Source organism: Bacteroidia bacterium (genome assembly GCA_033391075.1).
Taxonomy (GTDB): Bacteria; Bacteroidota; Bacteroidia; order J057; family J057; genus JAWPMV01.
This window is the reverse complement of the sequence record JAWPMV010000001.1, coordinates 192,118-207,314: the sequence shown is the minus strand read 5'-3', so window position 1 is coordinate 207,314 and position 15,197 is coordinate 192,118. Positions and strand designations below refer to the sequence as shown.

Genomic DNA, 15,197 nt, shown 5'->3' with positions numbered 1-15,197 from the left:
GAAAAGAAATATACACAAAAAGTACAGCCCTTCTGACAGAATCAGAAGGGCTGTTTATAGAATTTTTCTATCAGAGAATATTATCTGCTAGTATTCCTCTTCATCAATAAAGCGATCTCTCAACTTTACCGGTTCTATATTTTTATCCTTACCCCTACGCAGTCTTGAATTCAATATCTCTACGATAAAGGCAAAAGCCATCGCGAAATAGATGTAGCCTTTGTCTACATGTTGCTCGAAGCCTTCTGCCACCAGCATAAACCCAATGAGCATGAGGAAGGATAAAGCCAGCATCTGAATGGTAGGCCTTTCGTTGATGAATTTGCTGATCGGGCCTGCAGCAACAAGCATAATAGCCAAAGAAATCACTACGGCCACAATCATGATCTCCACATGTTTGACCAATCCAACCGCTGTCAATATTGAATCAAAAGAGAAAACGATATCCAGGACGATGATTTGGAGGATAACATTCCAAAATCCTTTGACCTTTATGCTATCCTCTGAACCATCCTGTCCTTCCAATTTATGGTGCATTTCCAGAATGGTTTTCCCCATAAGGAATATACCTCCCGCAATCAGAATAATATCCCGCCAACTCAACTCAAAACTTTCGGGCAAAGACTCTAAGGCGATAACGGGATCTGTAAGCCCTACAATCCAGTTTATCGATAATAGTAAGGCAATTCTGAAAAAGAGGGCGAGGAACAATCCCAGTGTACGTGCTTTGCCTTGTTGATCCTCCGGCAACTTACCTGCGACGATGGAAATAAAGATGATGTTATCTATCCCCAGGATGATCTCCATGAGGGTAAGAGTAAAGAGACTTACAAGTCCATCGGTGGTAATGAGTACGCTAAAATCCATAAGAAGAAATAAAAGCTAAGGCCAATCGCCGGGCGTTTCATAAGGCTAAAGATAGAGGAGCCTATCTTAAAGTTGGAAATTTAGAGCATTTGTGTCACTTTTTCCAATGCCGCTTGAATTCCATTGGCATCTTTTCCTCCAGCAGTTGCAAAGAATGGCTGTCCACCGCCTCCGCCTTTGATTTCCTTAGCCAACTCCCTTACCATATTTCCAGCATGATAGCTTCCTTTCTCAGCCAGGTCATCGCTAAGGATAACGCTGAGCTGAGGTTTATCCTTAATCACTGCTCCCAGAACTACCAGGGTATTCTCTGTTGCTCTTTTCAGTTCAAAGGAAAGCTGCTTCAGGTCATCAGATGATCCCAGATCAACTTTTGCCCGAATGATATTGATTCCGGAGATATTTTCAGCCTTATCCAATAATCCTTGTTTCAATTGCCCTACTTTTTCTGCATTGAGTTTTTGAAGGGCTTTTTCCAGTTCTTTATTTTTTTCTACCAAATCTCCCACAGACTTTTCGAGGTCCTTGGGATCTTTCAGGATAGCAGAAACCCGACTAAGGGTCTCTTGTTTTTCATTGAGATAATCAAAGGCTTTGGAACCAGTGTATGCCTCTACTCTTCTTACTCCGGCAGCAATTGAACTCTCTGAGACCAGTTTAAACAGACGAATATCCCTGGTGTTACCTACATGCGTTCCCCCACACAATTCGACACTGTGCTCCTGGTCAAATACGATCACACGTACTTGCTCTCCATATTTTTCGCCGAAAAGGGCCATCGCCCCCATTCTCTTTGCATCATCAATGGGCACATCTCTGTATTCTTCCAAAGGAATCCCTTTGGCAATCTGTGCATTTACGATATCTTCTATCTGTTTTACTTCTTCGGGGGTAACTTTTTCGAAGTGAGAAAAGTCAAATCGTAAAGCTTTATCGGAAACCAGGGAGCCTTTTTGCTCTACATGAGTCCCTAAAGTTTCCCTTAAGGCCGCATGCAATAAATGAGTTGCGCTATGATTGGAGGTAACTTTCTGTCTGAATTCTTTAAAGACTTCAGCCTTCCAACTTCCACTTGCATCCTCTGGCAGCTTATCTACATAATGAATAATGAGTTCATTTTCTTTTTGCGTATTAAGGACTTTGATCTCTTGTTCTCCATTTTTTAATAAACCTCTGTCTCCGATCTGCCCCCCACTTTCTGCATAAAAAGGCGTTTCTTCCAGCACCAACTGGTAGATGCTCTTCTTTTCAGTACTTACGGTTCGGTATTGGAGAATGCGAGTTTCCAGCTCCAGGACATCATAACCCTTGAAGATGGGCAGATCATTAGAAGTATTTACAATCACCCAATCTCCCGTATCGCGCTCTGAATCATCCCTGCTACGCTTTTTCTGTTCTTCCAGTCGCACATGAAACTGATCCATATCTACTGTCCGGCCCTGTTCACGTGCCATGAGCTCGGTCAAGTCAATAGGAAAGCCTTTGGTATCATAAAGCATAAAGGCGAAATCCCCGTCTACCTTGTCTGAATCCTTATGATCCTTTAAATAAGCGTCAAAGAGTTTTGATCCACTTTCCAGGGTACGCAGGAAGCTTTCTTCTTCACTCTTTATAATACGGGTGATATAATCCTGTTGGGCTTCGACTTCGTCAAAGACTCCTCTATATTGCTCAGCCAGAATGGGCACCATTTCATACATGAATGGTTTTTGCAGACCTAAATAGGTAAATCCATAGCGAGAAGCTCTACGCAGAATTCTCCTAATCACATAACCTGCTCCCGTATTTTCGGGCCTTTGTCCGTCTCCGATAGCAAATACTACGGCCCGGATATGGTCCATAATGACCCGAATAGCGATTTGTTCGGCTTCTGAAGCTTCTGAATAGGTCAGTCCGGTTTTTGCCTGTAAAAAATTCCGGCTACCATCAAAAAGGTCGGTATCATAAGAAGATTGCTTGTTTTGAAGGGCCATAACTACCCTTTCGAAGCCCATACCTGTATCTACATGCTTCTGAGGCAATTCTTCGAGACTTCCATCTGCTTTTCTATTGAATTGAATAAATACCAGATTCCAAATCTCAACCACTTCAGGATGATCTTCATTTACCAGATCTTTTCCGGGAACTTTTGCTCTTTCCTCATCTGAGCGTAAATCGAGGTGGATCTCCGAACAAGGCCCGGAAGGTCCAACATCTCCCATTTCCCAAAAATTGTCTTTTTTCCCAAATGGTAAAATCCGCTCTTCAGGTAAGTACTTTTTCCAGTAAGAAGTAGCCTCATCGTCTGCAGGAATACCGTCTTCTTTGTCTCCTCCGAAGATACTTGCGTAAATACGATCAGGGGAAATTTCAAATCCTTCGGTAAGTAATTCCCAGGCCCAATCTATCGCTTCTTCCTTATAATAGTCCCCAAAAGACCAGTTTCCTAACATCTCAAAGAGGGTGTGATGGTAGGTATCATGCCCCACTTCCTCCAGATCATTGTGTTTTCCTGATACCCGAAGACACTTTTGCGTGTCAGTTACACGTTTAAATTTTGCCGGCTTTAAACCGAGGAAAATGTCCTTAAACTGGTTCATTCCGGCGTTTGTAAACATGAGTGTAGGATCATTTTTTACAACAACCGGAGCAGATTTTACAATCTGGTGCAGTTTTTGTTTGAAAAACTGTAGAAATATATTGCGTATTTCTTTAGACGATTTCATTGATTACCACTCCTTTGTTAACTCTTCGTTTTATAAGCGAAAGAGTAATTATTTTGATTATTAAAATTTTTTTTAACTTTGGTCAGCAAATTTAATGCTACCTGTGAAAAATACATCCAATTTTGGACGCAAAATTAACAAAGCATACATCCCTTGCTCAACGATCTCGCAAAGGTAGTAAATAATACCTGTTTCATATGGCAAAACGAATACGATATTACTACGACGAAGAGAGCTGTACCTTTCAGGAAGAGAAAGCGAGCGCACAGTCGATCTTCAAAAAGACTTTAGTAATACTTGCAGGTTGTGGATTATTGGCTTACTCTATCTTCTTTGATGATCCTAAAACGATCTATCTAAAGAACCAAAATGAAAAGCTAAAAACTGAATTACAGGTTCTCACAAATTCATTGGCAGTTCTGGAAGACCAAGTAGATAAGCTTCACGATGAGGATAACAAACTTCTCAGAAGTTTGATTCCTGAGGCCACACAAATAGATGAAGGAGCCTGGAATGGTGGTATTGGGGGTTCAGTCCTCAACGACCCTAACACTCCTGAAGATCTCAAAAATGCAAAAGACCGCCTCAAGACTCTTGAGAGAAAGGTTGATATACAAGGAAAAAGTTTCAATCACCTTCATGAGCTGATGACCAGCAATGATTACAGAATTCGCCACACTCCGGCTATTCGCCCGGTAAGAGGTACTGTGATCTCCGGTTTTGGTCAGCGTATGCACCCGCTTCAGAAAATTCGCAAGATGCACTGGGGACTGGATATGCAAGCTTCTATGGGAACTCCAATCATCTCTAGTGCTGACGGAACCGTTACGCTAGTAAGAAAGAGTAAAGGAGGATATGGACACCAGATTGAAATTACCCACGGTTCTACTGGCTATATCACTAAGTATGCTCACATGAGAGAAATTCATGTAAAGAAAGGGCAGAAAGTGAAAAGAGGAGAAGAAATTGGGCTTTCCGGAAACTCAGGTCTCTCAAAAGGGCCTCACCTTCACTACGAAATTATCCTAAACGGTAAAAAGATAGATCCGATAGAATTTTTCTACGGTGGTATGAACAAAGCCGACTACGCCAAATTGAAAGAATTGGCTAAGAAGGATACTGAATCCATGGACTAATGGGGTAAGTAAAGATATCATACAGAAACAATACTATACGATTGGAGAGGTAGCCAAGGAATTAGACTTGACTACCTCTCTGATTCGTTTTTGGGAAACGGAATTTCGGGAAGTAAATCCCAAGAAAAACCGTAAGGGTAATCGCGTATATACTCCCCAGGATATAGAGGTCCTCCGCGTCATCCAATTTCTTCTCAAAGATCGCAAGTATACCATCAAGGGTGCCAAAGAAAGACTCAAGCATGAGTTAAAGGCGGTGGAAGAAGAACTCAAGACCCGCGATACTTTATTAAAATTGAAGTCCTTTCTATTGGATTTAAAAGAATCTTTATAGTAGATTTGCAATCCCTAAAAAATATTTAGGCTCGGGATGTAGCTCAGTCCGGTTAGAGTACACGTCTGGGGGGCGTGGGGCCGGCAGTTCGAATCTGCCCATCCCGACAACAAATAAAAGGGTGCTTACGAAAGTGAGCACCTTTTTTTATTGATTAAAGCAGCCGCAAACCCAAGCCTTTTATTTTGAGTATCCTCCCCTACTCGCAGATCCCTCTGCTTATCTATCCATTTCGACAAAAGAAATTTCAACTGCCTTTTACAGCCAACTTCCTTTCTAATTCTTTATCTTCGATATAGAAAGAAAGTTATGGCCTTTGATAATTATTTGCTGTTCTTTTTTAGTGCCCTGGGGGTTTTTAATGGCTTGTTGCTATGTATTTATTTCCTCCTCCTGGCTAAGCCCCGGCATATCTCTAATGTCTTTCTGGGAGTCCTTCTACTAGCTATCTGCCTGAGAGTAGGCAAGTCTATCTTCTTCTATTTCAATGATAACCTGGCGGATATATATATTCAAACAGGCATAACCGGCTGTTTTTTCATAGGCCCATTTCTGTTCTTATATATACATGCCCTCCTTCAGCCTGAGGGTAAAATCGTCCAGTATTGGAAGCCTCATATCCTGCTATTATTTATTTCGATTCTCCTTTTAGGGATTTTCTTTCCCTATAAAGCTAATCGGGCGCTTTGGCAGGATTGGTTTATGAATGCTGTATACTTTCAGTGGTTTATTTATCTGCTCTTCACGGGGAAACTGATTTTTCCCATCTTAAAAAAACTTTTTCAGGCAGACCAAAAGACAAATACCCTTGAATTCTGGATGAGCAATGTGTATTTGGCTTGCTGCTTGCTTTGGCTCGTCTATGTTACTTCCTATTTCACCAGCTATATCAGCGGAGCCATTAGCTTTTCCGTCATTACCTATCTGCTTATCCTATCCTATGTTTTTAGTAAAAAGAAGCGATCCGTGCTTTATTTAGACAATCGGAAACAGGAGGAGCGCAAAATAGATCCCGCAAGGGCACAAAAGCTTCTGGAAAAATTAAAATGCCTAATGGAAGAGGCAGCTCCCTATACAAAACCCAACTTAAAATCCGAAGAATTGGCAAAGCTACTGGATATTAGTGTTCATGAATTGTCGACCCTGCTCAATGATAGCCTTGGAAAGCGATTTACTGACTTTATCAATGAATATCGTGTCAATCGGAGCAAAGAACTCATGAAATCCATGCAAAACTATACCTTCGAAGCCATCGGATATGAAGCGGGTTTCAACTCCAAGTCTACCTTTTATGCTGCCTTCAAAAAAATAACAGGCCAAAGCCCTTCAAAATACCTCAAGGCTCAAAAAAGTAGTGCTAATTTATAAGATCGCACATTTCGGAGGGCTTTTCATTGAGTATTTCCCGTGCTAAACCGCCTATTTAGGGGTAAAACCACATCCAATGAAAAGAATCATTTTCCCTTTCCTCCTACTCTTTCTGTCAAATTCCTTTCAACTTCTCGCTCAGAACTCCACTTCTCCGGAGATCGAGGCCTCCATTGACCGTATTTTTGCGAGCTACCAGGATCAAGCCGGCTGCGCCCTGGGTATATATAAAGAAGGAAAAATCTTCTTCCAGAAAGGATATGGACAAGCTAATCTGGAAAAGAAGACTCCTATAAGTTCCCGGACAATATTTGACATCGCATCTGTCTCTAAGCAGTTCACAGCTGCCTGTATATTTTTGCTCGAAGCAGAAGGAAAACTCTCTCTGGAAGATCCCATTCAAAAACACCTCCCTCAATTCCCTGTATATGAAGGGCAGGATATCAAGGTTAAGCATCTCTTATATCACAGCAGCGGTCTGAGGGGCTATTTGCGCCTCCTATATGCTCAGGGCAAATCCTGGGACCTGCCATTTAATAATGAAGATGGACTTGAGCTAATGGCGAAACAAAGAGGCCTGAATTTTGATCCGGGTGATCGCTTTTCCTACAGCAATACCGCTTATATGCTCCTGGCAAGCATCGTAGAAGAAGCAAGTGGTTCAAGTTTTGGTCAATTTGCCAAAAAACGCATTTTTGAGCCATTGGGAATGCATCATACTTTCTTTCGAGAGGATACTGCATTAGAAATTTCAGATCAAGCTCTGGCCTATGAATGGCAAAATGGCGCCTTTGAACTAGAGCATTATCAAAAAAACACCATTGTGGGCGATGGAGGTTTGCACACAAATATTGAAGATTTTTTCAAATGGAGTGAAAACTTCAAACATGCCAGGCTAGGAGGAAAGTCATTCATCAATTCCATGTTGAGCCTGGGTAGCCTAAATTCTGGGGAAAAGACAAATTATGCGGGGGGATTGTTTTTAGGGGATTATCAAAATCTGCCAGGCTTGCCAACAATCGGACATGATGGAAGTTGGGCGGGGTTCAGGTCTCTCTTTTTCAAATTCCCCGAACAGGATATTGCTTTCGTCATCTTCAGTAATAATTCCCATACAGATGTTTGGGCACTCTTAAATCAATTGACATCGCTATTTCTGGCAGAAGAAATAGCTGCAGCTCGAGAAAAATTGAATACTGAAGGGAACGATCAGGATGAAGCGCATGTTCTTTTAAACAAAAAAGCAAAAAGCAATTTCCCGGGCTCCTATTTCAATCCAGTAGAAGGATATAGCCGAAATATTTTACTAGAAAATGACACGTTGATCTACCAAAGAAGCAATGGAATCACGACCAAATTGATCCCACTCAGTGAAAATCGTTTTCACTTACAAGGGCTTTCTTTTGTCCAACTAGTATTTCAATCCTCTGCAACTGGAATCGAGCTGAAATTTCAGGTGGCAAATGATCCACCGATTTATATGCATAAATACACTCCTCGATCGTATCAAAAGCAGGAATTAAAAGCTTTTGAAGGAAGCTATACTTCTGAAGAATTAGAAAGCAGCTATATCATAAAGGCTGCAGAGAGTAGTTTGCACATATTTATAGGCTCTGACTTGCTGGTAGAAGTATTCCCTGTGATGGAAGATGTATTTAATGATGTTCACTTTGGCTATCTGAAATTTGAACGTTCTCCAGAGGGACAGATCAGTAGCTTTACCATAAATGACGAATTGGCAAGGGATATTCTTTTTCTTAGGAGGAGTTGAAATCATCCTGTATCATAGAGTTTCTTATTTCTGAAACCTTCTTTTATGCTAAGCGATTTCTTCAAAACAGCCCTTCTTCTCCTTATCATTTGTTCTTGCAAAGCCCAGGGACCGCAGAAAAATACGATTCTGCATACAGTTGGCGAGCTTTTGCCAAATGAAACCACAGAAGAAAGCTCTTTTCAAATTTGTGGACCGCAGGATCGGATTGTACAATACTATGCATTTGATGAGAAAACCTATACGGGAGAAAAGAAAGCGATTGTTGATCACTTCCATAGGTTCTTTAAAGCCAATCCTTCTCATACAGATTCTGGTCTATTGAGAATCCGTTTTGTTGTCAATTGCAAAGGCGAAAGTGGGAGATTTCATCTTTTGGGGATGGACACAAACTATCAGGGGAAAGCATTTGATCCAGACCTTAGTTCCTCACTATTGGAGATAACAAAAAGCCTGGACGGTTGGAAAGCTATGGAAGTAAAAGGTCGAAGCTATGACTATTATCAATACCTCATATTTAAAATCGAAGACGGAAGACTTATCGAAATTATGCCATGAAACATTTACTTCTTTTATTATCTGGAATCCTGATAAACTCCGTTTCGGTATTTTCTCAGAGAAACTGCGACGTCTTCCTTACAGCAGGAGATAGTTGCAGCTACAAAGCCTGTGATTATCTTGAGAAGGCCCCCAGCTTCTTCCAGCTCCGGAAAGAGTTTCATGACATCTACGACAAAGCCCTGGAAATATGCCCGGAGTATAGCGATGCTTATCGGGGGAAATCTGTAGCCTACCTTAAAACAGGGGACTTCATCAATTGGAAAATCCTGATGGACAAAGCGGTTGAATTAAATCCGATTGAACATTTGGGCTATAGAGCCTGGTGTCGATTTCAGTTTTTCAGGGACTATCAGGGAGCGATTGAAGATATCGAGACACTTGAGAGCCTTTCCCGTACCGATATTGCCTACTCTCAAAATGGAATGTATCATTTGAAGGTTGCGAAAGCTCTATGTTATAAGAGCCTGAATAAACGAAAGATCGCCATTCAGATTCTGGAGGATCATTTAGCCAATTATCAAGGAGCTCCCGATCTCTATGATTATCTTCATTTAGGGGTTTTGTATTTGGAAGAAGAAAACTTTGGAAAAGCGCTTGCCACTTTTGAAAAACAAAGTCAGGAGTATAATTGTGCCGAAAATGCTTATTACAAGGCTATGGCATATCAGGGTCTAACTCAAACACAGAAAACCCAGGAATCGCTCAAGCTGGCCCATGAGCTTTATCTGAATCATAAGACTATGTATGATCCCTATACTCATCAGGTGGACAAAATTTTTCTGGCGGATATAGAAGCAGAGTTGGAGAAGTCAAAAAACTAATTTGCCCCTAAGCATTAGGGAGAAAAAGACCTTCCTACACAATCTATTGAATGCGTATGCGTTTTCATAAGGTTTTAAGCCTGAAAACGATCCTTTACTTGCTCACATTACCCAAATCATTGATGAATTCTTATTCTCCAGGAAACAACTTTCAGAAATTGGTCCTACACACAATCAACAGACAATTTTCCAGATCCATCCTTTTATCCGGTCTAATCCTTTTCCTCCTTTCAGGAAATATTTCAGCCCAGGAATACCAACAGTCAATCGGTCTACGATATGGCTCTACCAAAGGAATTACCTATAAGGCCTTTATGGCTGAATACACAGCCTTTGAAGGTATGGTCGTTTACCATAAAGAAGGATTTAGAGGAATCGGCTATATCCAACAACATTTGGCCTTAGGAAGAAGGTCCAGCTCTTACCTCTATATCGGTATTGGAGGCTATGCAGGAGTTACGGCTCTGCTTGACGAATTTCCCGGTCAAAATAATGTTGCAGGTGTCAGCGCTTTGGTTGGCTTTGAGTATGTGCATCCCCGATCCAATGTCTCTTTTTCCTTTGACATCAATCCCGCTTACGAATTGATTCAGGAAAAACGTTTATCGGGAAATCAGGCAGCCTTTAGCATCCGATATCTGATCAATTAAGCTCATTTTCAAGGGTTTTCCGATCCTTATGGGTCCCCCTTTTCGGGACTTGTAATCCTGCATTCATTTTGCGTATTTGGAAAGTACAAATAATTGTTTCATTCCATAAACTACACAAACATGAGCGCCCCTCAATTCTATGCCTTGTTCGTCGGTATTGACACCTATCTGCCACCGGTACCACCCCTTGATGGCTGCGTCAATGATATGCGAGCCATGCGTGATTATATCAAGCGTAGTGTTGCTCCGGAAAATCTCCACATGGAAGTTCTGGAAAACGATCAGGCTACCCGCATGAATGTAGTACAGAAGTTTGAAGAGCATCTCAGTCAGGCAAACGAAAATGATGTAGTGTTTTTTTACTTTAGCGGCCATGGTTCTCAGGAGCCTGCTCATGAAGCTTTCTGGTACCTTGAACCTGATAAAAAGAATGAGACCCTTGTTTGTTATGACAGTCGTAGTTCTGATGGGTCTGACCTTGCCGACAAAGAACTGGCAACCCTGATAGATCAGGTTTCACAAAAAAATCCACATGTACTCGTGATCATGGATTGCTGCAATTCCGGTGATGGTACCCGAAATTTGAATTCAACTTCCAAAGTTAGGCAGTCGCCCTCAACGGATAATGTACGATCGCTGGATTCTTATATTCTCCCCCGCAACATGAGTTCTGACAGAAGTGTCTTATCTACTTCAGGTGTAGAAAAATTAGAGATTCCAACTCCGCGCCATGTTCATATGTCAGCTGCCCATTCTTTTGAGTTAGCGAAAGAGACTTACCTGGGAGGATCGCCAAGAGGGGTATTTACCTATTCCCTGATTGAGGTATTGGAAGCCTCCGTGGGACCCGTATCCTATAGTGATCTTATGCGGAGAGTGCGCAGGCTCGTTACCCAGAGAACCTACGACCAAACACCACAGCTATATAGTTTTGTTTCAGATGATTCCGACCTCATTTTTTTAGGAGGAGAAACCGCTCGTAAGGCAAATTATTATGGATTGAGTTATGACCGTGAATCCAATGAGTGGTCTATAGACGCTGGCTCAGCCCATGGAATCCTGGCATCACATAATGGAGAAGACACCATACTTTCGGTCTATGCAGAAGATGCCAATGAAAGCGAATTGACAGACGACAGCAGAGCGCTGGGAAAAGTTTCGGTAAAGAAAATAGATGTTGCGAATAGTACCGTCCGTTTAGAAGGAGATCTTTGGTTGGATAAAAACACCCAGTATCGGGCAGTTGTTTTCTCTATGCCTATCACTCCTCTGAAAGTAGCACTTGTGGGAGATGAAGGAGATGGATTGCCCTTATTGATAAAGGCACTAGAAGATGAAAGAGAGGATGATCTCTATCTTGATGTCACAGATAATCCCAAAGAGGCTGATTATTTGCTTCATATCCATAATAGCCAATACATCGTTACACGGGGTACAGATGGGCCAGACCAAGCTTTGATCGCTCAGCTTAATGGATATACAGCAGCCAATGCTAAAACTGCTATAGATAACCTTGTCCACATCGCTAAATGGGAGCGCATGCTCGAGCTCAAGAATCCCGGAACCGGTCTTTCAAGTACTGCGATAAAAGTTACATTACACAAAGAGGATTCTGATGAAATTATTCAGCCAGGATCTGCAGGATATCGGCTTACTTATAAAAATTCAGGAGGAGAAAAACCCAAATTCAGGGTAAAACTTCAGAATACCAGTTCTCAAAGGCTTTACGTTGTTTTCCTTTATATGTCTTCTTCATACGGCATAAACGAAGGCACCATCCCCAGAGGTGGAATATGGTTGGATAGCGGTCAGGAAACATGGATCATCAATGGAAAAGCGATTGAAGGAAGTGTAAGTGATGCACATTATTCCCTCGGGAGGACTGAAGTGCAGGAAACCTTCAAATTGATTGCAAGTACTACCGAGATAAATGCCAAACTTCTCCGCATGCCAGAATTAGGAGAACCGGTTACAACTAGAAATATAGGAAAACCCAAAACCAATACGCGCTCCCTCATGTTTGAAGATGACGATAATACGAGTAGTGGAGATGACTGGATCACAGATGAATATGGAGTGATCATACAGCGATTGGACTAGGAGAACCTCTCCATGCAAGCCAAACCTCCCTTTTCTTAGTAAGAGGTGGGAGCTCCACACTTCCAATACTGTCCTGCTCTGCCTGCCCTCCATTGTTCCGCAGGTCAAGAGTGGCTTATATAAACTCTACATCCTCCGTAAAGGGAAACTCCATGAGGAGCCTTACCCCTTTGGCGATATCCATACCTTCAAAAAGCGTCCGATGAAGGGCATGGGTGATAGGTGCAGCAAATTTATGTTTGTTGGCCAATGCCCGTATGATACGGACCGTTTTTATTCCTTCTGCTACTTCATCCATGCTATCCAGGATTTCAGCCAGGCTTTCGCCCTTCGCCAAACGTTGCCCGACGATGAAGTTACGGCTGCGGCTACTGGTGGATGTTGTTACCAGGTCTCCAATACCAGCAAGCCCCAGGAAAGCCCTGGGATTGGCTCCCAGGCCTGTACCTATATGGACGATCTCGGCCAGCCCACGTGTCACAAACAAACCGCGGGTATTTGCACCAAAGCCCAAACCATCTATAATTCCGGCCACAATTGCCATAATATTCTTTAATACACCTGCTAATTCAATCCCCACAATATCATGATTGCCATGGACGCGAAACATGGGACTTCGCAAGGCTGCTTGCCCTTCCCGAATGACCTCATCAAAATGACTCGCAATCACAGTAGCAGCTGGTTCTTTTGCGTCTATTTCGTAGGCAATATTAGGCCCTGCCATACAACCAATCCTCCTCACTACGGTCTCCTCACGGATCAACTCACTCATGGTCTTTACCTGTGATTTATCCAGAATTTCCAGATCAGCCAGACTTTCACCCTCTGCAAGATTTACAGAAAAGCCTTTGGTCCCGTGAATGAGTATATGATAGGGATAAAGGAAAGGAGCCAATTTTAACAGCATTTCCCGAAAGTTCTCAGAAGGAACTATGGGAAAGATCAGTTCACACTTTTGGGCAACTTCCTCCAGATCATTGGTGAGTTTGACAGCCTCATTGAGTTTCCGTCCTTTATACGAACGGGATTCGCTAAGGTCTTTGGCCACTTCTGGTCTTCGGGCATACAGCAATACCTCCCTGTTTTCTGCAAGCAGATTGGCAACAGCTGTACCGAAGCTTCCCGCTCCAATTACGCCTACGGTATCTTTAGATGAGACTTGCGAGCCCATAACCTTCCATTCTATTATGATAGTAAAACAAGAGGCTCATATTTTCAGCCATCAAGCTCTTTTCGTTTTGATAAGTCAGGGGCCTCTTGCTGTGATATACCCCCAGATTTTTCACCCCATGCTCAATGATGGTCTTGGTATCATTGACCATGTGATCTGCAAGATGCACTTTGCCCTGATCAGCCATATGCCTGAGGTGCTGCAAGACTCGATCAAAAGTTGCGTGAAACTCTTCCAAAGAAATACTTCGGTCTTCTTCAGAAATCCTTAATAAAGAGTACAAATCATAGGCCTGATTTCGTTTCTTCAGCATCTGAAAAGCCACATAAGCCACCAAATGACTACTAAATACACGATTTTCAATGTGGTAGCGATCTACAATTTTCTCTCCCAGCATACGCGTATATTCCGCATCCCTTTGTAAATCGGTCGTAACCTCTCCCTTACTCATGAAATAGCTCTTCAAATCAACCGGTCTTCCGTGTTGGTCATAGCTTACTCCGTTTTCATCTACGCGATTGCCAAAAAGATCCATCGGCTCACCAAAAGCCAGTGCGATATCTGATTTGGTACTTGAAATGTTCCAAAGAAATTTGATGAATTTGCGGTAAGAAGCAAATTCGTCATTAAGGATATAATATTGCTCTTGTCCCGTACGCTTGAGATGCTGATTGATGAGAGATTTTGCCTCCAAAACAAAGTGATAACTCATCACCATGGGCACCACAAATATTTTTTCAGACTGTGCCTGTACACCTGTTGTAAAGTTTCTTCTTTGTGCCTCCATTGCCGTTCCCAACAAGCCCAGCTTGAGCTTCTTCTCTATCATGCCCGAACGAGAACGTGTCCCCCCGGGAAAGAATAAACTATGTACCCCTTCATGTATCGCAACTGTTGAGTAGGAATTCAGGGTTTGTCGGTAAATGGGATTCTTCTTTCGTCTGTCCACCTTGTAAGCACCCAAACGATTCATGAAGTAGGCAAGGACTTTACTGTTAAAAAGGTTCAAACCTGCTCCATAAATAAAAGCCGGCAAGCCCAGTGCATGCAATGCCCAACCCACCAATATCGAATCCACATTGCTGATGTGGGTGGGAACCAGAATTACCGTTCCCTTAGTCGCCAGGTTACGGATGGCTTCCGTCTGACCAAGAAAGTGAACTTTCTCCTGCAAGCCTACGCTATGGTTGATGGTCGAGCGCAAGGTTTTTCCAGCTCCTGCATTTAGGAGGGTTGAGAAAAAGAAAGGAAGAAAACGTTTGGCAAAATGATAGCTCTGCGGTTTGAAGGTACTGGCGATTTCATTGGCATAGCGGTCAACGATCTTTTCCAGCATCTCCTGATTTTTGGAAAGGCTGGCAGCATCCGCCAAGCTTTGTTCGCTACTTACCAGTCCTTTTTTGATGTCTCCCCAAAATTTCTTTTCACTCTTGGGATCTACCCGCCAGGGATCTTCGACCATTCGGATTCTCTCCAGAAACATGGTTCTTTCGACCAATTCCTGAATATTTGCAGGCTCTCCCGAGGCATCCAATTGCAAACGAGTACTTGCGTCCTGTATAACCTGATTTACGAATTTGCCCCGCTCCTGAAAAAGGCGGGCAATGGGCCAATCATGAATATCTGGAACGACGGGTTCATATAGAATCCCTTCCTGTATGTAGTGCTGGACTGATTCCAAGCTGTAGTGTTAGGTATAAAAATATTTCCATG

12 protein-coding genes and 1 tRNA gene are annotated in these 15,197 nt (G+C 42.5%); 9 read left to right on the top strand and 4 right to left on the bottom strand.

From position 1 onward, the window contains the following. Positions 1-87 precede the first annotated feature (87 nt). A complete protein-coding gene (locus R8P61_00830) occupies positions 88-867 on the bottom strand; it encodes a TerC family protein (GenBank protein MDW3645588.1) in 780 nt (259 codons plus the stop codon). Positions 868-947: 80 nt separating this feature from the next. Beyond that, positions 948-3,572 carry an alanine--tRNA ligase gene (alaS, locus tag R8P61_00825; protein ID MDW3645587.1) on the bottom strand — a complete coding sequence of 875 codons (2,625 nt, stop codon included), beginning with the start codon at positions 3,570-3,572 and terminating at the stop codon, positions 948-950. Positions 3,573-3,769: 197 nt separating this feature from the next. Between alaS and R8P61_00820 the strand changes: the two genes are divergently transcribed. The 9 genes from R8P61_00820 (at position 3,770) to R8P61_00780 (ending at position 12,313) form a co-directional block, all read left to right on the top strand. Continuing rightward, positions 3,770-4,708, top strand: coding sequence for a M23 family metallopeptidase (locus R8P61_00820; GenBank protein MDW3645586.1), 939 nt, complete (start codon positions 3,770-3,772; stop codon positions 4,706-4,708). Next, positions 4,689-5,042 carry a MerR family transcriptional regulator gene (locus R8P61_00815; protein ID MDW3645585.1) on the top strand — a complete coding sequence of 118 codons (354 nt, stop codon included), beginning with the start codon at positions 4,689-4,691 and terminating at the stop codon, positions 5,040-5,042. Before R8P61_00820 ends, R8P61_00815 begins: the two co-directional genes overlap by 20 nt. Before the next feature lie 32 nt (positions 5,043-5,074). Further along, positions 5,075-5,149 (top strand) — tRNA-Pro (locus tag R8P61_00810). A 202-nt stretch (positions 5,150-5,351) separates the two neighbouring features. Further along, the gene (locus R8P61_00805; protein MDW3645584.1) at positions 5,352-6,410 is read left to right on the top strand and encodes a helix-turn-helix domain-containing protein; all 1,059 of its coding nucleotides are present in this window, start codon (positions 5,352-5,354) and stop codon (positions 6,408-6,410) included. Positions 6,411-6,486: 76 nt separating this feature from the next. Continuing rightward, the gene (locus R8P61_00800) at positions 6,487-8,181 is read left to right on the top strand and encodes a serine hydrolase domain-containing protein (GenBank protein MDW3645583.1); all 1,695 of its coding nucleotides are present in this window, start codon (positions 6,487-6,489) and stop codon (positions 8,179-8,181) included. A gap of 45 nt (positions 8,182-8,226) precedes the next feature. After that, positions 8,227-8,739 carry a hypothetical protein gene (locus tag R8P61_00795; GenBank protein MDW3645582.1) on the top strand — a complete coding sequence of 171 codons (513 nt, stop codon included), beginning with the start codon at positions 8,227-8,229 and terminating at the stop codon, positions 8,737-8,739. Further along, complete coding sequence (locus tag R8P61_00790; GenBank protein ID MDW3645581.1) at positions 8,736-9,563, top strand: hypothetical protein; 828 nt, start codon at positions 8,736-8,738, stop codon at positions 9,561-9,563. Before R8P61_00795 ends, R8P61_00790 begins: the two co-directional genes overlap by 4 nt. Positions 9,564-9,685: 122 nt before the next feature. Beyond that, positions 9,686-10,213: a hypothetical protein gene (locus tag R8P61_00785; protein MDW3645580.1), complete on the top strand. Its 528-nt coding sequence runs from the start codon at positions 9,686-9,688 to the stop codon at positions 10,211-10,213. A gap of 120 nt (positions 10,214-10,333) precedes the next feature. Next, a complete protein-coding gene (locus R8P61_00780; GenBank protein ID MDW3645579.1) occupies positions 10,334-12,313 on the top strand; it encodes a caspase family protein in 1,980 nt (659 codons plus the stop codon). 115 nt (positions 12,314-12,428) lie between these two features. Here the strand turns inward: R8P61_00780 and R8P61_00775 are convergent, their stop codons facing one another. After that, positions 12,429-13,484 carry an NAD(P)H-dependent glycerol-3-phosphate dehydrogenase gene (locus R8P61_00775; protein ID MDW3645578.1) on the bottom strand — a complete coding sequence of 352 codons (1,056 nt, stop codon included), beginning with the start codon at positions 13,482-13,484 and terminating at the stop codon, positions 12,429-12,431. Continuing rightward, entirely contained in the window at positions 13,462-15,165 is a 1,704-nt protein-coding gene (locus R8P61_00770; GenBank protein ID MDW3645577.1) for a 1-acyl-sn-glycerol-3-phosphate acyltransferase, read from the bottom strand. The genes R8P61_00775 and R8P61_00770 overlap by 23 nt, the downstream gene beginning before the upstream one ends. Positions 15,166-15,197: the final 32 nt, after the last annotated feature.